The organism is Streptococcus sanguinis, assembly GCF_050234405.1.
Lineage (GTDB): Bacteria > Bacillota > Bacilli > Lactobacillales > Streptococcaceae > Streptococcus > Streptococcus sanguinis_W.
This window is the reverse complement of sequence record NZ_CP092117.1, coordinates 319,840-340,450: the sequence shown is the minus strand read 5'-3', so window position 1 is coordinate 340,450 and position 20,611 is coordinate 319,840. Positions and strand designations below refer to the sequence as shown.

23 protein-coding genes and 1 pseudogene are annotated in these 20,611 nt (G+C 41.4%); 6 read left to right on the top strand and 18 right to left on the bottom strand.

Going from position 1 to position 20,611, the window contains the following annotated elements; translation table 11 throughout:
• Positions 1–277: 277 nt before the first annotated feature.
• From MFP28_RS01790 to MFP28_RS01780, 3 genes and pseudogenes are all read left to right on the top strand, one after another.
• Positions 278–1,543, top strand: coding sequence for an AAA family ATPase (locus MFP28_RS01790; RefSeq protein WP_002907997.1), 1,266 nt, complete (start codon positions 278–280; stop codon positions 1,541–1,543).
• Positions 1,544–2,155: an RloB family protein gene (locus MFP28_RS01785; RefSeq protein WP_002907996.1), complete on the top strand. Its 612-nt coding sequence runs from the start codon at positions 1,544–1,546 to the stop codon at positions 2,153–2,155. It begins immediately after the preceding gene.
• 94 nt (positions 2,156–2,249) lie between these two features.
• Positions 2,250–2,513: pseudogene (locus MFP28_RS01780) on the top strand (tyrosine-type recombinase/integrase); the annotation flags it as partial.
• Between the two features lie 107 nt (positions 2,514–2,620).
• Here MFP28_RS01780 and rpsI read toward each other — a convergent pair.
• The 5 genes from rpsI to rlmB all read right to left on the bottom strand — a co-directional run bounded on the left by rpsI (position 2,621) and on the right by rlmB (position 5,759).
• Positions 2,621–3,013: a 30S ribosomal protein S9 gene (gene rpsI / locus MFP28_RS01775; protein ID WP_002902303.1), complete on the bottom strand. Its 393-nt coding sequence runs from the start codon at positions 3,011–3,013 to the stop codon at positions 2,621–2,623.
• A 19-nt stretch (positions 3,014–3,032) separates the two neighbouring features.
• A complete protein-coding gene (rplM, locus tag MFP28_RS01770; RefSeq protein WP_002893769.1) occupies positions 3,033–3,479 on the bottom strand; it encodes a 50S ribosomal protein L13 in 447 nt (148 codons plus the stop codon).
• A 180-nt stretch (positions 3,480–3,659) separates the two neighbouring features.
• Positions 3,660–4,523 carry a DegV family protein gene (locus MFP28_RS01765; RefSeq protein WP_002907994.1) on the bottom strand — a complete coding sequence of 288 codons (864 nt, stop codon included), beginning with the start codon at positions 4,521–4,523 and terminating at the stop codon, positions 3,660–3,662.
• Positions 4,513–5,034, bottom strand: a complete 522-nt coding sequence (locus tag MFP28_RS01760) for an NYN domain-containing protein (protein ID WP_002907993.1) — start codon at positions 5,032–5,034, stop codon at positions 4,513–4,515. Before MFP28_RS01760 ends, MFP28_RS01765 begins: the two co-directional genes overlap by 11 nt.
• Positions 5,031–5,759: a 23S rRNA (guanosine(2251)-2'-O)-methyltransferase RlmB gene (gene rlmB / locus MFP28_RS01755; protein WP_002907992.1), complete on the bottom strand. Its 729-nt coding sequence runs from the start codon at positions 5,757–5,759 to the stop codon at positions 5,031–5,033. Before rlmB ends, MFP28_RS01760 begins: the two co-directional genes overlap by 4 nt.
• A 152-nt stretch (positions 5,760–5,911) precedes the next feature.
• On the opposite strand from rlmB, the gene MFP28_RS01750 reads away from it, so the two are divergent.
• Positions 5,912–6,868 (top strand): aromatic acid exporter family protein, encoded by a 957-nt coding sequence (locus MFP28_RS01750; RefSeq protein ID WP_002907991.1) that lies wholly within the window; start codon positions 5,912–5,914, stop codon positions 6,866–6,868.
• Positions 6,869–6,992: 124 nt separating this feature from the next.
• Here the strand turns inward: MFP28_RS01750 and MFP28_RS01745 are convergent, their stop codons facing one another.
• From MFP28_RS01745 to pnp, 9 genes are all read right to left on the bottom strand, one after another.
• A complete protein-coding gene (locus MFP28_RS01745; protein ID WP_002907990.1) occupies positions 6,993–7,415 on the bottom strand; it encodes a hypothetical protein in 423 nt (140 codons plus the stop codon).
• 358 nt (positions 7,416–7,773) lie between these two features.
• Positions 7,774–8,205, bottom strand: coding sequence for a DUF6892 domain-containing protein (locus tag MFP28_RS01740; protein WP_002899001.1), 432 nt, complete (start codon positions 8,203–8,205; stop codon positions 7,774–7,776).
• Positions 8,206–8,224: 19 nt separating this feature from the next.
• Entirely contained in the window at positions 8,225–8,617 is a 393-nt protein-coding gene (locus tag MFP28_RS01735; protein ID WP_002907988.1) for a Mini-ribonuclease 3, read from the bottom strand.
• Positions 8,610–9,953: a cysteine--tRNA ligase gene (gene cysS / locus MFP28_RS01730; protein WP_002907987.1), complete on the bottom strand. Its 1,344-nt coding sequence runs from the start codon at positions 9,951–9,953 to the stop codon at positions 8,610–8,612. Before cysS ends, MFP28_RS01735 begins: the two co-directional genes overlap by 8 nt.
• 17 nt (positions 9,954–9,970) lie before the next feature.
• Positions 9,971–10,492: a dihydrofolate reductase family protein gene (locus MFP28_RS01725; RefSeq protein WP_000301974.1), complete on the bottom strand. Its 522-nt coding sequence runs from the start codon at positions 10,490–10,492 to the stop codon at positions 9,971–9,973.
• An 8-nt stretch (positions 10,493–10,500) separates the two neighbouring features.
• Positions 10,501–11,265, bottom strand: a complete 765-nt coding sequence (locus MFP28_RS01720) for a nucleoside phosphorylase (protein WP_002902286.1) — start codon at positions 11,263–11,265, stop codon at positions 10,501–10,503.
• Positions 11,266–11,278: 13 nt separating this feature from the next.
• Positions 11,279–11,497, bottom strand: coding sequence for a YdeI/OmpD-associated family protein (locus MFP28_RS01715; RefSeq protein ID WP_002902283.1), 219 nt, complete (start codon positions 11,495–11,497; stop codon positions 11,279–11,281).
• A gap of 30 nt (positions 11,498–11,527) precedes the next feature.
• A complete protein-coding gene (cysE, locus tag MFP28_RS01710) occupies positions 11,528–12,145 on the bottom strand; it encodes a serine O-acetyltransferase (RefSeq protein WP_002899011.1) in 618 nt (205 codons plus the stop codon).
• A gap of 91 nt (positions 12,146–12,236) precedes the next feature.
• Entirely contained in the window at positions 12,237–14,438 is a 2,202-nt protein-coding gene (gene pnp, locus MFP28_RS01705; protein ID WP_002907986.1) for a polyribonucleotide nucleotidyltransferase, read from the bottom strand.
• Between the two features lie 873 nt (positions 14,439–15,311).
• On the opposite strand from pnp, the gene MFP28_RS01700 reads away from it, so the two are divergent.
• Both MFP28_RS01700 and pepF read left to right on the top strand, forming a co-directional pair.
• Complete coding sequence (locus MFP28_RS01700) at positions 15,312–16,778, top strand: beta-carotene 15,15'-monooxygenase (protein ID WP_223331381.1); 1,467 nt, start codon at positions 15,312–15,314, stop codon at positions 16,776–16,778.
• Between the two features lie 168 nt (positions 16,779–16,946).
• Positions 16,947–18,743, top strand: coding sequence for an oligoendopeptidase F (pepF, locus tag MFP28_RS01695; protein WP_002902272.1), 1,797 nt, complete (start codon positions 16,947–16,949; stop codon positions 18,741–18,743).
• 52 nt (positions 18,744–18,795) lie between these two features.
• Here pepF and MFP28_RS01690 read toward each other — a convergent pair whose 3' ends face one another.
• The 4 genes from MFP28_RS01690 to MFP28_RS01675 all read right to left on the bottom strand — a co-directional run bounded on the left by MFP28_RS01690 (position 18,796) and on the right by MFP28_RS01675 (position 20,520).
• Positions 18,796–19,206 (bottom strand): hypothetical protein, encoded by a 411-nt coding sequence (locus MFP28_RS01690; RefSeq protein WP_002902270.1) that lies wholly within the window; start codon positions 19,204–19,206, stop codon positions 18,796–18,798.
• A gap of 157 nt (positions 19,207–19,363) precedes the next feature.
• Positions 19,364–19,678 carry a thioredoxin gene (gene trxA / locus MFP28_RS01685; RefSeq protein ID WP_002902269.1) on the bottom strand — a complete coding sequence of 105 codons (315 nt, stop codon included), beginning with the start codon at positions 19,676–19,678 and terminating at the stop codon, positions 19,364–19,366.
• 18 nt (positions 19,679–19,696) lie between these two features.
• On the bottom strand, positions 19,697–19,918 hold the full coding sequence (locus MFP28_RS01680; RefSeq protein WP_002899027.1) for a DUF4649 family protein: 222 nt from the start codon (positions 19,916–19,918) through the stop codon (positions 19,697–19,699).
• Positions 19,919–20,106: 188 nt separating this feature from the next.
• Entirely contained in the window at positions 20,107–20,520 is a 414-nt protein-coding gene (locus MFP28_RS01675; protein WP_002902267.1) for a YjdF family protein, read from the bottom strand.
• Positions 20,521–20,611 lie beyond the last annotated feature (91 nt).

Genomic DNA, 20,611 nt, shown 5'->3' with positions numbered 1-20,611 from the left:
CAAGTCTTTTTGAACTATTTCTATTTAATAATTTCATAGAATATGAATCAATATATTTTAAATAGGGGAATAGTCTAGCTCTGTAAAAATTAATGCATCGATAAAACAATAAAGATTAAAATAATATCTAAAATTTAAAAAATTTTATAAACCCAAACAGATAATTCCTAATAATTAACTGCGAACTAAAAAAATTAAAAATAATTTACTTTATAACGAAAAAACGTTGTTAAATTTAAATTTTTCTTGTATAATTAGAAGGAGAAGGAGGTAGATTATGCTAGTTGATTTCGAAATTACAAACTTTTTATCTTTCCAAAATAACACAGTCTTATCTTTAGAAAAAGGCAAATATTTAAAAAGACATGCTAAGTCTCATATACTAAATAAAGAAAATCTATCTTTATTGAAAAATGTAAATATTTTTGGTTCCAATGGATCTGGAAAGAGCAACCTAATTGCAGCACTAAGTGTCTTTGCCAAAATGGTTCTACAACCTACAGATGACATTGAAGATTCTTTACCCTATATGCCATTTCGCTTAAATGATAAAAACAAATATGAAGATACTGAATTTTCAATTCGCTTGATTAAGAATAAAAAGGTTTATCGCTATCATATTTGTTACAATTCAGAAGAAGTGACTTTAGAGGAACTTTATTTTGTTACACAAAAAAATGAAGAAAAATTATACTTTAAACGAACCGCTTCTCCAAATGATTCAGAAATACTTCCAAATAACTTAAAAAAAATACGACAATCTGTTAGGAAAAATAAACTGTTATTATTTGATGGACAGGATAAGAATGATGCAGAATGTGTTGCTGTTTTCAAATGGTTCCATACAAATTTAATTTTTGAACCTTTTCGCAAACGATTATTTAAGTCAATCCAAGCCGATTCAGCTAAGAAAAATATATTCATTAAACTATTAAATCTGGCTGACTTTAATATTTTAGATATTGAGGTTATTGAAAAGATAGAATCAATTCCCGAAGAGTTTAAAAAAATGCTATCTATGGAAACTCTTGACGAAAGTTTGTTATCAAAACAATTTACAACTTTTGAAGTATATTCTATTTACAAAAAATATGATGAAAATGGGAGAGTAGTCGGTAAAGAAAAGATTCCATATGAAATGGAATCTTCCGGTACTCAAAAAATGATGGCCGTTGCTTTGACATTGTTGGATAGTTTACATGAAGATAGAGTTATAGTTATGGATGAATTTGATGATTCATTCCATTTATCTCTTACAAATGCATTGTTGAACATAATTAATTCCGAGTCAAACACGAATCAATTCATTTTTACAACACATAATTTAAATTTATTAGATTCGAATTTAAGAGTAGATCAAATTTATATGACGGAAAAAGATTTCTTGGGAAAAACAGACTTATACTCTCTTTTTGATTTTAATGATATACAAGGTGTATCAAGAAGTGATATTTCTTTCATTAAACGTTACTTAAATGGGCAGTTTGGTGCTTTACCAGATATCGATATTGAAGGAATGAATCAACTATTTAAGGAGATTTAAATGGCTAGAGATAGACAATCTAAAGGTAAAAATCTGAGAAAATCTATTTATGTGTTCACTGAAGGATACACGGAAAAAAATTATTTCTCAATTTTAAACAAGAAGTATAACAGAACAGCCACCGTAAAAGTATCTATACATCCCACAAGTAAACAAGGTCGATGTCTTCTAAATCACGCATTAGGAAAAATAAGTACTCTAAGTAAGACAGAAAAGAGAAATCTTGGAGGAGTCTATATTATTTTTGACAAAGATAGTTTAGAAAATGACGAAATAGAGGGTGTTTTAAAAGACGCAAAAGCAAACGATATTGATATCGGGTTTTCAAATAGTTGTTTTGAAGTATGGTTGTTAGCACATTTCGAAAAACCTAACGAATCTCACACAAAAGATAGATTGTATGAAAAATTAGAAGAGTATCTAGATTGCGAGCAATATGAAAGGAATCATAAAAATGATAAAGATTTATTAATGCAATTAGAAGACTTTGTAGCAATAGCTATGGAAAAAACTTCTTCAATGGAAAATTTATGTCAAAAAACTATTGTTTATGAGCCCTATACTAACATAGGAAGTGTTATACGCCGTATTTACGATCAAGATATCTACTAACTAATATATACTAAACCAGTTAAATTAACTGGTTTTTTTATTTCAGGAATAAGTACATGAATATTTTTCAGGATAAAAACAATATAAAATACTTAACATTAATAAACCTCTCCATACTGACTATCTAAATTATAGAATGAAATCAGTCAGAAAAAGACACCCTGAACTTGCTCCAGCATCCCCTCATAAATTAAAACACACAGGAGCTACACTTGCAAAACAAGCAGGACTCTCACTCGAAGCTATTTCAGAGGCTCTAACACACAGCGACACACTCACAACCAAGACTTACGTTAACGTTTCAAACGTCGTTCCAATGGCTGTCGGAGAAATTGCTTATCGTAGCTTTAAAAAGTAATGGTGTGAATTTGGTGTGAAAAGTGGTGTGAATTTTGCTAAAAATCATCAAAAAACACCCCATGGTGTGAACCATGAAGTGTTGTAAATGCTGTATTGTAGCCGTTCTTAACGTTTTGAGAACTGGCTAGCTTTACGAGCTTTCTTAAGACCTGGTTTCTTACGTTCTACCATACGGGCATCACGAGTAAGAAGGCCTGCGCGTTTCAATGAATCGCGGAAGTCTGGGTCTACTTGAAGAAGGGCACGAGCGATACCGTGACGGATAGCGCCTGATTGACCAGCGTAGCCACCACCATCAACGTTTACGAAAACGTCGTATTGACCAACAGTTGAAGTAACTGCGAATGGTTGGTTGATAACCAAACGAAGGTCTGCGTGTGGGATGTACTCTTCAACATCTTTTTTGTTTACAGTGATTTTACCAGTTCCTGGAACAAGGCGAACGCGTGCAACAGCGTTTTTACGACGTCCAGTACCTGCATATTGTGCTTGTGACATAGCTTATTTGTTCCTTTCCTTAGATAAGTCCTGAAATATCAAGAACTTCTGGTTGTTGTGCAGCGTGAGTGTGCTCAGCGCCTACAAATACTTTCAGCTTCATACCTTGAGCGCGACCAAGAGTATTGTGCGGAAGCATACCTTTAACAGATTTTTCGATCAAACGAACAGCGTTCTTAGAGCGAAGCTCACCTGCTGAGATTTGTTTCAATCCACCTGGGTACATAGAGTGAGTGTAGTAAATCTTATCAGTCGCTTTTTTACCAGTCAATTTTACTTTTTCAGCGTTGATAACGATTACGAAGTCACCTGTATCAGTGTGTGGTGTAAAGGTTGGTTTGTTTTTTCCGCGAAGTACGCTTGCTACAACAGCAGAAAGGCGTCCAAGAGGGACATCAGTAGCGTCCACTACATACCATTTGCGTTCAACTTCACCTGGCTTAGCCATGTATGTTGTTTTGTTCATGATTTCTCCTATGAATATCGTTTTTGTTTACAGGGCGGATGTTCCGGTCCGCGAGTTATTTGAAAGGTTCCGGGGCCTTACAAATGGGGTAAACAATACCGCCTACTATCATATCAAAAATAGTAGGCAAAAGCAATAGATTTGAAGCAATTATTTATGAAATAGCGATTTCATGTTTTCTTAGTCTTGAATGTCTTGAGCAATACTAAAGAGTCCCAAAGTTCCAGGACCAGTATGGGTAGAAATGACAGGTCCCAGAGGCATAAGGAGAACTTCCTCCACTTGGTCGCTTTCCAGCAGCTGGGCTTTTAAACTCTCAGCAACCTCTTTGGCACCTGCATAGGCGATGACCACCCGCGGGTCAGCCATTCCCTCCAGAGTCATGCGGACCACTTCGGCCTGCGCCTTTTTCTTACCGCGAACCTTAGCGACCGAGTCCAGAGTTCCATCTCCCTTGACAGCGATAATCGGCTTGATATTGACCAAACTCCCCATAAGCGCAGCAGTTTTGGAAATCCGACCGCCCCGCATGAGGTGATTGAGGTCATCAACCAGAAAATATGTCTTGACCTTAGGCACCAAGCTCTCAATCAAGTCCGCTGTCTGCTCCAAGGTCTGGCCTGCCGCTCTAGCTTCTGCCGCCTTCATGACTAAAAGTCCTTCACCCATGGAAGCCGCCTTGGTATCAATGATACGAATCAGTGCATCTGGAAAATCTTCCAAGACTATCTCCCGTGCCATGACAGCACTCTGATAAGTACCTGATAGAGCCGAAGCAAAAGCTACATAGAGAACCGGCGTCCCTTCCTTGGCATAGCTTCGAAAAACATCTTCAAACTGGCCGACATTGATCTGGCTGGTAGTCGGCTTACTGCCGGACTCCATCTTATCCAGAAGTTCTTGGCTGGTCAGCTTGTCCGCACCAACTGTCTCATAAGTTTGACCATCCAGCTGAATGGTCAGGCCTAGGACCTGCACATCATTTTCCTGAGACCAGTTTTCTGGCAGGTCTGCTGTTGAATCAGTTAAAATTTTAAAGGTCATCTTTTTTCTCCATCATTTTTTGTAAATCGCGCAAAGATTGGCTGTCCATCGGTCGCAAGGGCGGTCTTTGCAGGTTGATTTGTCCGCTCAGCTTATTGAGGTCTGATTTGGTAACAGCCACTCGCTTCTCTAGCTCTCTAGCGGAAACTCTCAAAGCTCCTTGGGCGAAGACAGTCCACTGCTCATTGAGATCGCTAGTCGCAACTGACACCTGATTTTTGGGTGTATTGAGCTCAGCTGCCAAGCGCTCGATATAATCATCTGCCGTTTCCTCCTCTTCAGTGAAAACGACCGTCACATTAAACTCCTCGTAGGTCTGCCGAACTCCCGGCATATACTGGGCATCAAAGACGCAGATAACTTCCAGTCCTTCAAAGCTGGCATAATTGCTGAGCTTCTGGAGCAGAATCGTTCGCGCTGCATCTAGCTCTCCGCGGTTAAAGTAAGAACGAGTCTCGCGCCAAAAGGCCGTCATATTGTAGCCGTCCACCAGTAAGATTTTTCTTTTCATAGGCGATTGCGAAAGACTTCATACATGAGAATAGCCGCTGCAACACTGGCATTGAGGCTCTGGACATGCCCATTCATGGGAATAGAAATCATCTCGTCCACCTGCTTTTTAATATTGCTTGAAATCCCCTTACCTTCGTTACCGATGATGAGGGCCAGCTTGCCTGCTGTATTCCATTTATGAGAAGGCGTCCCCTGCATATCCGTACCGAAAATCCAGAAACCAGCTTCCTTGAGCTTGTCCAGTGTCTGACTGAGGTTGGTCACACGGGCAATGGGAATATGCTCAATGGCACCCGTTGAGGTCTTGGCTACGACTGGGGTCACACCGACGGCCCTGTGCTTGGGAATGATGACTCCAGTCACATTAGTCGCGTCAGCCGTCCGCAAGATAGAGCCCAGATTGTGCGGGTCAGTCAGCCCGTCCAAAATCAATAAGAGAGGATTGTCTTCCTGCTCTGCTTTTTTCAACAGCACCTCGAAGTCAGTATAGGCGAACTCCGCCACCCGCAGGACAAAGCCCTGATGAACAGCTCCGTCAGTCATTTCCTGCAAGGTTTTCTTAGGCGTCCATGAGATAGAAACCTTCTTTTCCGCTGCTAAATCTTTGATTTTGTCGACCTTTTTACCACGCAGGTCGTCTTGAATGTAGAGTTTATTTCCAGTGTTAGCCGCGAGAGCCTCTGTCACCGCATGCACACCGTAGACAATATCGTTTTTTTCCATAGGACTAGTATAACACAAAGGCGAAAGAATGGCGGCAGGATTTACTCGGGCGAGACAGAATTCTGCTCTGATAAAAAGCAATCAGCAGTCCCCAAGATTCCCCACCAGTCGTGCTATAATAGAAAGAAGTCTAAAAAAGGAAACTCCTACTCATGTCTCTCCTCCAACGCACCATCAAGCTAGTACTAGCCACCTGTCTAGCTGCTTGGCTGGCTGACTTTTTAGGTCTGACCTACTCAACTTCAGCTGGAATTATTGCCATCCTCAGCGTGACCGATACCCGCCGCAGCACAGCGAAGCTAGCTGGCAATCGCTTTTTATCTACCCTTCTGGCTCTGGCTATCGGAAGCCTGGCTTTTCACTTTCTAGGTTTTCATCTCGGAGCATTGGCCATCTATATCGCAATCTATGTACCACTGGCCTTTCGGCTTGGCTGGGAAATTGGCATCACCCCCAGTACCGTCCTGGTCACCCATCTGCTCTTAGAAAAATCCACCTCCTGGTCTCTGCTTGGAAACGAGCTAGCTCTATTTCTTATTGGAACTGGCTTTGCTCTGCTAGCTAATCTCTATATGCCCTCGCGCCAGCAAGAGATTGACAGCTACCACGAGCAAGTGGAGGAACAGCTGAAAAAGATTTTGCTACGCTTTGAATATTTCTTAAAATCTGGAGACGGTCGAAATGATGCAGCTCTGATCAAGGAGCTGGACAAGATTTTACAGCAAGCCTTGGAGCTGGTCTATCTGGATTACTCCAACCACCTCTTTCACCAGACCAACTACCATATCCACTATTTTGAAATGCGGCAGGCCCAAAACCGCATCCTGCAAGACATGGCTAGCAATATCAACAACTGCCATCTAGCAGCCAGTGAAAGCTTGATTTTAGCCCGCCTCTTCTCTCAGACCGCTAAGCAACTAAGCCAAGAAAATCCCGCCCGAGACCTTTTGGACGAGATTGACAACTATTTGACCGTATTTCGCGAGCGGCCACTCCCTAAGACCCGCCAGGAATTTGAAACCCGCGCTATGCTCCTGCAGCTCCTGCGAGACTTGGAAACCTTTATTAGAATTAAGGTAGAATTTTACGAAAATTATAAAGAAGACTAGCGGCTTTGTTTGGTAAATAAAGTACTAAAACTAAAAAAGAGATAAAGACCTTTGATCATCTTTATCTCTAAATTAAAATAATTTGTTTGGATTTTATGACATCACCCATATAGCTGATGTCTTTTTAATTTGGTTCCTTAGTATCATAAACCTTGTTTCCCTTAAAATAGACGTAATAGTCCTTATCATCCTCGTCCGCCCAAACGAAGCGAGTAAACATACCTGTCACATCCAGTCCTCGTGGTTTACCTAGTTTTTTGACAACGTCTTGGGCTGACATCCCTTTAGAAATACCGCTTAAACTTTCCACCTGCTTGGAAGAAGTGAATGTAATCAGCTTATTCATGACAACAGAATTTTCATCATAAGCAATAAGGATAGTATAATTATCCGACTTCCACAGGTCACCTCCACTACTTAGCTCTGAAGTTGGCTGACCCAGCTTAGCACGTACTTCATCCTTTTTAGTAGCAACCCGATCAGACTCCTCTTCAAAATAAATGAGATTGATTGATTTAAATTCTTCCCACTTATCAATATCTTGCATATCAGTAAGGGCATCCAAAGATTGACCAAAATCATTAAAGAGAGTATATGGATCATCTTCAATTGCAGAAGACGAACTAGATGAGCTATAGTCATAGTCGTCATCAGAGTATTCTTTTTTCGAAGATGAACTCTGTTTTCTAGAGTAGCTAGAGCTAGATGAGGACGAAGTATTGCCACTTCGTCTGAAAAGAGGGACAAACATGCAGGCGCTAAGTGTCATCAGACTAAACAAGCATACTGCAAACAATATAAATTTTTTCATAAGATTCCTTTATTCAATTTAGATACATTATTTTACTGTATCTTAGGTTTATCTATCGCTTTTTCATAAAACATAAGAGCGTTATTACTAAATATTACTCTTCGATATCAATTCCTTTGGATTCAAATAAATCACGTACTTCTTTAGAAAATGGAAAGATTGTTCCGTCTATGGTTTTTAAATTCGAAAACTGTGATAGCTCTTTTTCACTCACATTTTCCAAATCAAATTGATCATCTTCACCATCCCATAAAGGGATTAATTGCGCATAGATATCATTACCTCCATCAAAGAAGAGGCTTTCCACATTCTGCGCATACTCTTTAGGTATTTCCAACTGTTTAAAATAAGTCTCTACTTCAGGAATTGGTGTCTCATCGAAGTCTTCTGGATCTACAGATAATTTCTCAGATTCACAAAAACTGTAAACGTTAAATCGTGGCTCAAGCACGTTTTGTTCATACATCAACTCCTGAATAATAGCCAACTTGAAATTAAAATTGTCAAATTGTAAGAAATCACTCATAAATTGGTTCCTTTCATAATCAGAACGAACCCTCTATCTTCCGAATACACCAGTCAATCAGCTCTTCCAGTCGCTCAATGGCTTCGGTCATATGCAGGTAGCCCATGACTGCCTCAAAGCCGGTAGACATCCGATAGGTGACGATATCTGTATTCTTAGCCTTGGTGTGGCTGTTGGCATTGCGGCCGCGCTTGTAAATATCCTCTTCCTTCTCCGTCAGAAATCCTTCTTCCAGCATGAGAGAGATGAGATTAGCCTGAGCCTTGGCAGAAACGTACTTGGTCGCTTCCCTGTGCAGCTGATTAGGCTTGGTCAGCCCCTGAAAAATCAGGTGCCGCCGGATATACATGGAGTAGACAGCATCTCCCTCAAAGGCGAGGGCAATACCGTTAATCAGGTTGACATCAGTCACGGGTCCACCTCACTCCGTCCTTAGTATCCAAAAGCTTGATGCCCTGAGCGGCCAATTCATCTCGAATACGGTCTGCAGTCGCAAAGTCCCGATTAGCACGCGCCACCTGGCGTTCCTCAATCAAGCGCTCAATGTCCGCGTCCAAAACTTCTTCTACAAAGACGATACCAAAAACTTCTAAGAGCTTGGCAAAGGCTGCCTTGACTTGAGCTGTGTAGTTGCCAGAGTTGATCCACTTGGCCAGCTCGAAGACAACCGTGATACCGTTGGCCGCATTGAAATCTTCGTCCATGGCGGCGGTGAACTTGTCCAGAAAGGCCTGAAGCTGATTAGAGTCTGCCTGACCAGTGAAAGGCTGCTCATAGGTGTTCTTCAAATATTTGAGATTAGTCGCTGCATCATGAACAGCTTTTTCCGTGAAATTAATCGGCTTGCGATAATGCTGAGTAGCAAAGAAGAAACGCAGCACCTGACCATCAATGGTCTTGAGGGCATCGTGAACAGTGATGAAATTGCCTAGAGATTTAGACATCTTGACGTCATCAATGTTGACAAAGCCATTGTGCATCCAGTAGTTGGCAAAAGTCTGACCAGTCTTGGCCTCTGACTGGGCGATTTCATTGGTATGGTGAGGAAACTCTAGGTCTGCCCCGCCACCGTGGATATCAATTGTATCACCCAAAATCTCCGTCGACATGACCGAGCACTCGATGTGCCAGCCCGGACGACCTGCTCCCCAAGGACTGTCCCAGGAAATCTCACCCGGCTTAGCTGCCTTCCAGAGAGCAAAATCTACTGGATTTTCCTTGCGGGCGGTCTCCTCATTTGTCCGACCAGAAGCACCCAACTCCAAGTCTGCCAAAGTTTTGTTGGCTAATTTGGCATAATCACGAGACTTTTCGACGCGGAAGTAGACATCGCCCTCTGACTCATAGGCGTAGCCTTTGTCCACCAAAGTCCGCACGAAGTCAATGATTGCCTCCATAAAGTCAATCACGCGCGGATGCTGAGTAGCCGGCTTGACACCTAAGGTCGTCACATCCTCACGAAAAGCAGCGATATACTTGTCAGCCACTTCTTTTGGTGTGATGCCTTCTTCCTTGGCGCGATTGATAATCTTATCATCTACATCTGTAAAATTGGAAATATAATTGACCTCAAATCCCCGATACTCAAAATAGCGGCGAACCGTGTCAAAAGCTACTGTTGAGCGGGCATTGCCGACATGGATATAGTTATAAACCGTCGGACCGCAGACATACATGCGAACCTTGCCCTCTTCAATGGGCACAAATTCACGTAGGCTGCGGGTCATGGTGTCGTAAATTTTAATCATGCGGTCCACTCCCTTCTCTATTTCTGACTTTTTCGGCTGAAAACCAGCTCTGCAAAAGGGCCAAATTGTCTGAGGCTATCCAGTTGGTAAAAGCGCTGCCCTTCCTCTTGGGTAAAGAGGGGAACCCCCTTTCCCAGGATAAGGGGCGCTATCTGAATAATGAGGTGGTCGAAAAGATCCGCATCCAAGAGCGGTCCTACCAAGGAATTACCACCAATCACAAAGACATTTTTGCCTTTGTCAATCTGGTGAACAAAGTCCACCACATCCCCAGCTACTGGCTGGTAATTGCTGACAGGCAGGTGCCTATCATGCGTAAAGACATAGTTTTCCGTAGCTTGATAAAAACTTTCTACATCTTGCAAATCTTGGATTTCCTCAAAGGTCCGCTTGCCCATGATGGTGATATCCATTTGCCTGTAAAAGTCATCATAGCCTGTATCCTCTACAGAACCAAGCTGATGCAGCCAGTCTATCCTGTGCTGACTGTCTGCCAAGTAGCCATCCATGGTGATACAGCCGTAAAAATATACTGCCATTCTTGTAGTTACCTTTCTAGTTCCTTTGCTATTGTCAAAGCGATAGTGAAAAAAGTCATGGCATCAGCTGTCCGCTCTTCATGACGGGCATCCCAGGTTCGGTTATGATGATCCACATAGTCAGCTGTGTAGAAGAACTGATAGACTTTACTCTTGCGAAATTGACTCCAAGCCATGATAGCTGAAGCTTCCATGTCCACCACTTTGGCTCCAGCAGCCAAGCGACGCTTGACCTTATCAGGCGTTTCTCGATAAAAGGCATCAGTCGTCCAAGACTTGGTGCGGATATGCTCGATATTGTGCTTGTCAAAGATGGCTTCCAGCTCGATCAGCAGTGACTCGTCATAGGCTACTTCGTCACCCGGTGGGGCATAGTGATAGCTAGTTCCTTCATCTCGCAATGCAGCTGCAGGCAGGATAATCTTATCCGCCTCAATTGAGCGGTCCAAAACGCCACAGGAACCTAGAATGATGAAATTCTTGAAGCCTCTGGCCGCCAACTCCTCCAGCTGGCCGACTATCATGGGAGCCCCAATCGGAGCCAACATAACTGCCAGCTTGCTAGGTCCTTGGCCATAAATATACCATGGATGCTGGCCGTTTATGCTTTTCAAATAGCCTCCTGGATAGACTTCCTCTGACTCAACCAAACGTTTCAGAATTTCGCCATTAAAGGACAGGATGATGGTTTCGCATACCTCACCCTTGTCATGGACTGGCTTTTCATTTGGCTCAATGACTGCTGCCACATCTTCAAATTCCTCTAATAGCATAACTTCTCTTTCTTTAAGGCTGCAGCAAATCCACCTTCATCTTTTCTATGCGGCGCAGTTTGGTCTCATCTTTTTTAGCTTCACTGATATAGCGAGCCCATTCGCGCTGGTGGCTAGGCGGCAATTTTGTAAAACGATCCTTGGCAAGACCGTCCAAACCTTCTTTCAGTTCAAGGACTACCTGGTTCAAAATAGCATCTGATAAATCTGACATGTCGGTTCCTCCTGTCATATTTTACTTAGATAACTTTGCCAACTTTTTCTACAGACTTGACGAATGGTGGCTGGCTTCACGGGCATGCTCTAGCTTGTCTAGATAGTATTCCCGTTTCTCCTCTACCTCGTGAATGGTTGGCTCGTCTTTCTCACCGTGAACACGAACAATCTTGGCTGGTACACCAACTACTGTCACATCACTAGGAACATCAGCTACAACAACTGCACCGGCTCCGACCTTGGCTTTTTCACCAATCTCAATTGGTCCAATGACTTGAGCATGGGCAGAGACCAAAGCACCTCGACGCACGGTCGGATGGCGTTTGCCTGTATCCTTGCCCGTCCCGCCTAGGGTCACACCGTGGTAAAGCATGGCTCCCTTCTCCACAATGGCTGTCTCTCCAATAACCAAGCCACTGCCATGGTCAATGAAGACACCTGACTCAATCTGAGCGCCGGGATGAATCTCAATCTGGGTCCAGAAACGCCAGAATTGACTGTGCATGCGCGCAAGCAACTTGAAGCCGTGCCGCCACAAAAAATGCGAGAGGCGGTGGGCCGCCAAAGCTTTGATGCCTGGATAGGTAAGCAAGACTTCCAGCGACGTTCGTGCCGCCGGGTCATTTTCTTTTACAATATCAATAGATTCCTTCCACCAACCCATGCTAGCCTCCTTCCTTCTCTAAACAAGGAGAGACGAGAACTAGGCTCGCCTCTGCCGATTTTTGATGAGGTCTGTAGGAATAAGCGACCTCTTATTCTTCTGTTTTAGGGCTTTCTTGATGTTCCTTATGACCCTTGTGCTCCTTGCGCGGATGATGCCCCTTGTCATGATGATGTTTTGGCTTATCAGACTTTGGTGGACGCGGCAGCAACACTTTCATGGAAGCATCCACCCGGCCTTTGGCATCAATCTTAATCACCTTGACATCCACTTCATCACCGATTTGTACGACATCTTCGACGTTGTTGGTCCGAGTCCAAGCCAGCTCTGAAATGTGAACCAGAGCATCCGTCTTGTCAAAGAGATTGACAAAGGCACCGAATTTCTCAATCCGAACAACCTTGGCATGGTAAACTTCATCCACTTTTGCTTCACGGACCAGGCCAGCAATGATTTCCTTGGCACGATTGATAGCATCTTGGTCGCTAGAGTAGATGGATACATTGCCCTCTTCATCAATATCAATCTTAACACCGGTTTCAGCGATAATCTTATCGATGGTTTCCCCACCTTTACCGATGACAATCTTAATCTTGTCCACATCAATCTTGATGGTGTCGATTTTCGGAGCAGTTGGAGCCAACTCAGGACGCGGAGCTGGAATCGTCGCTTCAATCAAATCCAGAATTTCAAAACGAGCTTTCTTAGCCTGAGCCAGAGCTTCTGTCAGAATTTCCGCTGTGATTCCTGCAATCTTGATATCCATCTGTAGGGCGGTAATCCCTTCACGGGTACCAGCTACCTTAAAGTCCATATCGCCAAAATGGTCTTCCAAACCTTGAATATCGGTCAGAACTGTGTAGTTGCTGCCATCTGAAATCAAGCCCATGGCAATTCCTGCAACCGGCGCCTTAATCGGCACACCACCGGCCATCAGAGCCAAAGTGCCCGCACAGATAGAGGCCTGCGAGGAAGAACCGTTTGACTCCAAGACTTCTGCTACCAGACGGATAGCGTAAGGAAACTCTTCCAAGCTAGGCAAGACTTGCTCCAAGGCACGTTCCCCAAGAGCACCGTGTCCAATTTCACGACGGCCAGGAGCCCCATAACGGCCTGTTTCACCGACAGAGTATTGCGGGAAATTATAGTGGTGCATGAAGCGTTTCTTGTATTCTGGATCCAAGCCGTCAACAATTTGCGTTTCCCCCATTGGTGCCAGAGTCAGGACAGACAAGGCTTGGGTTTGCCCGCGAGTAAAGAGACCAGAACCATGCACGCACGGCAGGTAATCCACTTCCGCATCCAGCGGACGGATTTCATCAACCTTACGGCCATCAGGACGGATCTTATCTTCGGTAATCAAACGGCGCACTTCTGCATGCTCCATTTGTTCCAAGATTTCAGCCACATCACGCATGATACGGTCGAATTCTTCGTGGTCTGCGTATTTCTCTTCATAAACCGCTGTGACTTGGTCTTTGACAGCCTGAGTTGCGGCTTCACGCGCCAGCTTTTCTTCTACCTGAACAGCCTTTTGCAAATCGCTGTTATAAACTGCGATAATCTCTGCCTGCAGCTCTTCATCAACATGCAGCAATTCTACTTCTGCTTTTTCCTTGCCGACTGCTGCGATAATTTCTTCTTGGAAGGCAATCAATTCTTTGACCGCTTCGTGCCCTTTGAGAAGAGCTTCCAGCATGATATCTTCAGACAGTTCCTTGGCTCCAGATTCTACCATGTTGATAGCCTCTTTGGTACCAGCCACTGTCAGTTCCAAAAGCGAAACTTCTTTTTGTTCCTTGCTAGGGTTGATGATAAATTCACCATCTACATAGCCGACTTGAACTCCTGCGATAGGGCCGTTAAAAGGAATATCTGAGATAGAAAGAGCCAGAGAGCTACCGAACATAGCAGCCATTTGAGGCGAAGCATCTTCATCATAAGAAAGAACAGTATTGATAACCTGAACTTCATTGCGGAAACCTTCTGCAAACATAGGGCGAATCGGACGGTCAATCAAGCGAGCGGTCAAAGTCGCATCCGTTGATGGACGACCTTCGCGCTTGTTAAAGCCACCAGGATATTTCCCAGCTGCATACATTTTTTCCTCATAGTTGACCTGCAATGGGAAAAAGTCACCAGTAGCCATCTTTTTGGACATGGTTGCCGCAGTTAAAACGGTACTTTCTCCATATCGAACAACGGCGCTGCCATTTGCCTGTTTTGCAACCTGACCAGTTTCAACTACCAGCTCACGGCCTGCAAAAACGGTTTTAAAAACTTGTTTTGTCATAAAGACTCCTTGCCGAGCACATGCTCAAATTTTTTCATACGCCTTGGCTACAAAGATCAAGATATTAAGCCCGTCAAAAGCAAAGTAAAAATTGGAAACTGATGAAGTCTTCGATGAAGACAAGACAGTTTATCTTTTTTACACAGCTTTTAGGTCGTATTCAGTTCATCAAGATATTAAGCCCTTAAGCAACCTATAGGACGTGTTCAGTTAGCACTGTGACTTTAATTTCATGGTCTTAGTAGCTTATTATATCCTCATCTTTGTATCAAGCACGTATAGACCTTATTTTACCACAATTTCAGACAAAAGAAAAAGGCTTTGACAGCCTTTTTAAATGAATATCTTAAATCTACTTATTTTTAGATTTTAGAGCCAGTTATAGTTCTCCACAAAGATTAAAGCTAATCAATTGTTTCTCGGCTAACAGCATAAAAACGAGTCTTTTGAAACCTAACGGACCAAGACGAACTTAGAGTCGTATAATAAAAAAGAGCCCTAATAGGACTCCGGTTACAGATTATTCAAATTTTGATTCACATGGACTTCATATTACCATTTTGGTATAATTATATTGGTTTTAAACGAAAGCCTCAGAACGTTTTGAAGGGCTTTTTTTGTGGGGTTGTATATTCATAAGTTAACTAGTATTACCTATTTTGTATGCTTTGTTTTTATATAAGCTTTTTGGTTATGAGTCAATAGAAAAGCGAAAGGAATTTTAAAATGTTAAAAGACAATATAAAAAAGCCCAGCTATATGAAGGACTTACTCAAAATGATAAATATAAAAAATAGATATTGATACTTCATGGGAACTGTCTAATTATAAAATAAGTGAGGACTGGCAAAAATTAAATTAGAGGTGGAAAAGATGAATTTTAAAATGTTTGAAGATAAAAATTGGTTTCAACTAATCAGGAATAGAGTCCTTAGACTAAGTGATGGTAGTGTCATAAAACAAGATTTATTGTCGACCTTGCTACTAATAAATTTTTTTGCTTATTTCATAGGAACAATGAAATTTATTTGGAATAGCGGAATTGATGAAATTTATCGATTGTCGATTTCTCACTTACTTTCGTTAATGTTCACTATTAATTCATTTTTGGATTTCCAACTTGGTAAAGTTGATGAACTTATTTATTGGAAACCTACTGTTGTTTTTCAGCTAAATTTTTCAGGTATATTAAGTGATTTAGGTTTATTATTAACCAGATTTATCCCTTGCGGAATTCTACTATTTTTTATTTTTGTGATCTTTTCCCGAGAAAAATTTATTAATGAGGTTATTAAAGTGATTTCATCAATTCTCGTAGCAATTATGACATTTGGAGAGTATCAGTTTACTTTGTCAGTTATATTGATGCTTATACTAGCTTCATCAATACAATTTGGAAAGGGTAATTTGTTTAGACTACTTAGTATTTGTCTTCTATTTTTAACACCAACTTTAAATCTTGAGAAAAAAGTAAAATCAGAACAAAGTACTAGGGCGCTCAAAATTTTCCTTTGGATCTTTTCTTGGCTTATGATTTCTAAAATTATTTCTATATGGTTTGAAATTCCTTTGGAAGTTGCTGTCTTGTTAGTAATAGTTTTAATGATAAGATCTAGTTTACAATTGCAAACTAAGAATCCACGTTTAGAAATTTTGTTAAAAGGAGCTATTTACTTTTTAGTTTTTATAACTGTAATAGTTTCTAACAATACAACTGATGAGATGATAAGTTTAGTTACGGTATCAATTGCGATATACTTTGCAGTTGATAGATTCTTTAGTCTATTTAAGGAAATTGAGACACTTGTACAAAATGATGAAATTAATTATTTTCTTTACTTTGACAGTTCAATAGATATTCTAAAACAGAAATTTTTACCAGATGAGTTTTTAACTTCTGTGATAACTGATATTGATGACCAAAAATTATATGGACAGTTAATAATAAGAGCTAAGCTTGGAATGAAAGATAGTTTTAATAAATTATTATTACTAGTTAAAGCTCAAAGAGAATATAAAGGCTATCAATTGTTATTATTAGCAATTGAATATAAATTACAGAAAAAAGAAAATAAAGAACTTACTATAGTTAATTTTATTGAAGATAATGTGCACAATGAGATCTTATTTGATGACCAGATAATCCATCCAATTGAATTTTTAGTTTTGTATGGTACAGAGTTAAAAGAAAAAAAAGAATATGAGCAAGCTAGTAAATATTTATGTTTTTCAGAATACTATGATTCTTATAATTATATAAATAGTTATTTCGATTGTATAAAAATAATTGGTGATGAACAGGAATTAAATCGTCTTCAAAAAAAATATATATTACATTGAGATGAGTAATTGGTAGCTAAACATACAAAAGTTAACATCTTTCTAAAAAAATATATTAAAAGAATGTTGATAAATCAACATTCTTTTTTATTTCAAATCAATTCTCAGAAAGACATTTTGAGGGATTTTTTGCTATACTATTTCTATATACGACAAAAGGAGTAAACTATGGAACAAAAACATCGTTCTGAATTTCCAGAAAATGAACTCTGGGACCTAACGGCCCTTTACCAAGACCAGGAGGACTTCTTGCGGGCCATCGAAAAGGCCAGAGAGGACATCCAGAAATTCGTCCGTGATTACCAAGGCAAGCTCAGCACTTTCGAAGATTTTGAGCGGGCTTTTGCTGAGCTAGAGCAGATTTATATCCAAATCAGCCACATTGGCAACTACGGTTTTATGCCACAGACCACTGACTTTGGTGACGAGAGCTTTGCGCAGATTGCCCAAGCAGCTATGGAATTTGAGACCGAGGCCAATGTCGCACTCAGCTTCTTTGACGACGCCCTAGTCGGCGCAGATGAAGCTGTCTTAGAAAAACTAGGGCAAGAGCCCCATTTGACCTCAGCCATTCGCCAAGCTAAAATCAAAAAAGCCCACTATCTGGGAGCTGATGTCGAAAAAGCCTTGACCAATCTAGGTGAGGTATTTTACAGTCCACAGGATATTTACACCAAGATGCGAGCTGGCGACTTTGCCATGGCTGACTTTGAAGTAGACGGCAAAGTTTACAAAAACAGCTTTGTCACCTATGAGAATTTTTACCAAAACCATGAAAATGCAGAAATCCGCGAAAAAGCTTTCCGCTCTTTCTCTGAAGGCCTTCGTCAGCACCAAAAAACTGCCGCTGCTGCCTATCTGGCTCAGGTCAAGTCTGAAAAATTACTAGCTGACATGAAGGGCTATGACTCTGTCTTTGACTACTTGCTAGCTGAGCAAGAAGTTGATCGCTCTATGTTTGACCGGCAGATTGACTTGATTATGAACGAATTTGCCCCAGTAGCTCAGAAATACCTCAAGCATGTCGCTAAGGTAAACGGACTTGAAAAAATGACCTTTGCCGACTGGAAGCTGGACTTGGACAGCGAGCTCAATCCCGAAGTCAGCATTGATGATGCTTACGATCTCGTCATGAAATCAGTCGAGCCGCTCGGACAAGAGTATTGTCAAGAAGTTGCCCGCTATAAGGAAGAACGCTGGGTCGACTTTGCGGCCAATGCTGGAAAGGATTCTGGAGGCTATGCTGCGGATCCTTATCGGGTTCACCCTTATGTCCTCATGAGCTGGACTGGTCGCATGAGCGATGTCTATACTCTGATTCACGAAATTGGCCACTCTGGTCAGTTTATCTTCTCTGACAATCACCAAAGCTACTTCAACGCCCACATGTCCACCTACTATGTGGAAGCACCGTCTACCTTCAATGAGCTTCTGCTCAGTGATTATCTGGAGCGCCAATTTGATAATCCTCGCCAGAAACGCTTTGCCCTGGCTCACCGTCTGACGGATACTTACTTCCACAACTTCATTACTCACTTGCTGGAAGCTGCTTTCCAACGCAAGGTCTATACTTTGATTGAAGAAGGCGGAACCTTCGGCGCAAGCAAACTCAACGCTATCATGAAAGAAGTCTTGACGGACTTCTGGGGAGATGCCGTTGAAATCGACGACGATGCTGCCTTAACTTGGATGCGCCAAGCCCACTACTACATGGGACTCTACAGCTATACTTACTCCGCAGGCTTGGTCATCTCTACCGCTGGCTACCTACATCTGAAAAATGACGAAAATGGTGCCCGTGACTGGCTTGAGCTGCTCAAATCTGGCGGCAGCAAGACTCCGCTTGAGTCAGCTATGATTATCGGAGCAGATATTTCGACAGACAAACCACTCCGCGACACCATCCAGTTCTTGTCAGACACAGTTGATCAGATTATTGCTTACAGCGAGGAGTTGGGGGAGTAAGGAATAAACAAAATCAGCTTGAAGCAAATCTTCAAGCTGATTTTTAAATAGTTTAATAAAAATAAAGCGACCCAAAAAAGCGGAGATAAAGTAAAATATAGGCACTAAAACAAGCGATAAATATAAGCCATCTTGTCCAGTACTGTGATTTAGTATAATTCTTCATTCGCAACAGCCCGATGAAAAACCAGATTAGACTCCAAAACACTAGGCCTAATATCTGAGGGGCAAAATACGAAATTAAAAGCAAAACAGGGATCAAGAAAGCTAATACTAGTATGATTCTTTTTTGCGTTATCTGCTCTCTAGGAATCATCCAGCCTACAAAAAAACAAAAAACCGCTGGAGCAACAAATGGTGTAAAAATCATAAAGATAAATAAAATATATTTTAAAAACTCAATAATAATCATCACCACATTCCCATCGTGTTTTAAATAACCTAGATCTCTAGCGCGACCCATTGGAAAAAAATTTACCTCTACTTATTATACCTTAAAATATGCATTTTCAAACAAAAATTTTAAATTGACTCATTATTGTTATAATCGAAATAAAAAAGACTGCTCCAAACAAGAGCAATCTCATTTTAAAACAGGCCTATATAACCATAATCTTACTTTATCCCAACTCCGCCACAATGGCTTTAATCTGCTGGGCAGTATGAACGCCCGCTACCTGCTTGACGACTTGACCGTCTTTTTTAAAGAGCAAGGTCGGGATAGACATGATGCCAAAAGCGCGTGCTGTAGCTGGATTTTCGTCCACATCCATCTTAACAATCTTGAGCTCATCTTCGGAAAGTTCCTCTGAGAGCTTGTCAAGGATTGGCCCCTGCATCCGACAAGGTCCGCACCAAGTGGCCCAAAAGTCAATGAGCACTAATCCATCTTTTGTTTCTTGCTCAAATGTTGCATCTGTGATTGCTTTTACCATTATTTTTCTCCTTTATTCTTAGTCAAACTTTGTCAAATCCTGCTTCATCAGGAAAAAGAAGACATCTCCATAAGTGCCCTGGTAGTTCAAATCATGACCTTTATAAGTCAGTTTTTTAACTGGGTAATAATCTGCCACTCCAATCAAGCAGGCTTGCTGGGATTGCTCAAACTCCTGATAAGACTCAAAGGTCATCTTCCGCTCCTGCTTGACAGCATCCAAATATGTGATTTCAATCATAACTTCTCCTTTTCAAAACTACTCTTGTAATTTTTATTTTATGATTATATTGTAATCTCTTTTGTTACATCTGTCAAATAAAACGACTTGGAGAAATCAATTCACTTTTTAAGCCACTCACTGATTGCCTGACAAACAAAAAAGCCTCCCATCGGAAGACTTTCCCATATAAATAAGAAAAAGCAGGCTCAATGCCCCTTGTGCTTTTCCAATCGTTTTTGCTGTTTGAGTTCGAATTTCCTTTGCTTAGCCAGTTCTTTCTGCTGCTTACGCTTGACTCGAGCGATTTTCTTTTGCTCTTCAAATTGCAGCTTCAGCGCTTCCTGAGACTTTGAAGAACGTGAAGCCAGCTGCTCTTTTTTAGCCTGTCTCTGCAAGCGTTTGGGACTGATGGACTTAGCCTTCTCCTTTACCCTGATGCTAGGACTAAATTGCAACCGATGATAATAACGGTTTAGAAAATCCAACAATTCCCGCGTGCTAGGCTCTGCACCAAAGGTGACTCGGCAAACTCTATAAGATTGAGCATGTTCCTGCTCGAAAAGACCGTGCCAAAATCCCTCTTCAAAGTAAACTGTCAGCGTCATTGAAATCTTATCCATGACAGCACCTCCTTTAAAAAATCCCTAAGAATGGACAACCAAGGAGGAAGGTTACTGACAAAAAATCGATTTTTTGCGTCTGGACTACCAA

Excerpts from the sequence above, each read along its gene's own strand:
- MFP28_RS01790 (WP_002907997.1), top strand. The coding sequence starts at position 278 with ATGCTAGTTGATTTCGAAATTACAAACTTTTTATCTTTCCAAAATAAC.
- MFP28_RS01785 (WP_002907996.1), top strand. The coding sequence starts at position 1,544 with ATGGCTAGAGATAGACAATCTAAAGGTAAAAATCTGAGAAAATCTATT.
- rpsI (WP_002902303.1), bottom strand. The coding sequence starts at position 3,013 with ATGTCACAAGCACAATATGCAGGTACTGGACGTCGTAAAAACGCTGTT.
- rplM (WP_002893769.1), bottom strand. The coding sequence starts at position 3,479 with ATGAACAAAACAACATACATGGCTAAGCCAGGTGAAGTTGAACGCAAA.
- MFP28_RS01765 (WP_002907994.1), bottom strand. The coding sequence starts at position 4,523 with ATGACCTTTAAAATTTTAACTGATTCAACAGCAGACCTGCCAGAAAAC.
- MFP28_RS01760 (WP_002907993.1), bottom strand. The coding sequence starts at position 5,034 with ATGAAAAGAAAAATCTTACTGGTGGACGGCTACAATATGACGGCCTTT.
- rlmB (WP_002907992.1), bottom strand. The coding sequence starts at position 5,759 with ATGGAAAAAAACGATATTGTCTACGGTGTGCATGCGGTGACAGAGGCT.
- MFP28_RS01750 (WP_002907991.1), top strand. The coding sequence starts at position 5,912 with ATGTCTCTCCTCCAACGCACCATCAAGCTAGTACTAGCCACCTGTCTA.
- MFP28_RS01745 (WP_002907990.1), bottom strand. The coding sequence starts at position 7,415 with ATGCAAGATATTGATAAGTGGGAAGAATTTAAATCAATCAATCTCATT.
- MFP28_RS01740 (WP_002899001.1), bottom strand. The coding sequence starts at position 8,205 with ATGAGTGATTTCTTACAATTTGACAATTTTAATTTCAAGTTGGCTATT.
- cysS (WP_002907987.1), bottom strand. The coding sequence starts at position 9,953 with ATGATTAAAATTTACGACACCATGACCCGCAGCCTACGTGAATTTGTG.
- MFP28_RS01725 (WP_000301974.1), bottom strand. The coding sequence starts at position 10,492 with ATGGCAGTATATTTTTACGGCTGTATCACCATGGATGGCTACTTGGCA.
- MFP28_RS01720 (WP_002902286.1), bottom strand. The coding sequence starts at position 11,265 with ATGCTATTAGAGGAATTTGAAGATGTGGCAGCAGTCATTGAGCCAAAT.
- MFP28_RS01715 (WP_002902283.1), bottom strand. The coding sequence starts at position 11,497 with ATGACAGGAGGAACCGACATGTCAGATTTATCAGATGCTATTTTGAAC.
- cysE (WP_002899011.1), bottom strand. The coding sequence starts at position 12,145 with ATGGGTTGGTGGAAGGAATCTATTGATATTGTAAAAGAAAATGACCCG.
- pnp (WP_002907986.1), bottom strand. The coding sequence starts at position 14,438 with ATGACAAAACAAGTTTTTAAAACCGTTTTTGCAGGCCGTGAGCTGGTA.
- MFP28_RS01700 (WP_223331381.1), top strand. The coding sequence starts at position 15,312 with ATGAATTTTAAAATGTTTGAAGATAAAAATTGGTTTCAACTAATCAGG.
- pepF (WP_002902272.1), top strand. The coding sequence starts at position 16,947 with ATGGAACAAAAACATCGTTCTGAATTTCCAGAAAATGAACTCTGGGAC.
- MFP28_RS01690 (WP_002902270.1), bottom strand. The coding sequence starts at position 19,206 with ATGGGTCGCGCTAGAGATCTAGGTTATTTAAAACACGATGGGAATGTG.
- trxA (WP_002902269.1), bottom strand. The coding sequence starts at position 19,678 with ATGGTAAAAGCAATCACAGATGCAACATTTGAGCAAGAAACAAAAGAT.
- MFP28_RS01680 (WP_002899027.1), bottom strand. The coding sequence starts at position 19,918 with ATGATTGAAATCACATATTTGGATGCTGTCAAGCAGGAGCGGAAGATG.
- MFP28_RS01675 (WP_002902267.1), bottom strand. The coding sequence starts at position 20,520 with ATGGATAAGATTTCAATGACGCTGACAGTTTACTTTGAAGAGGGATTT.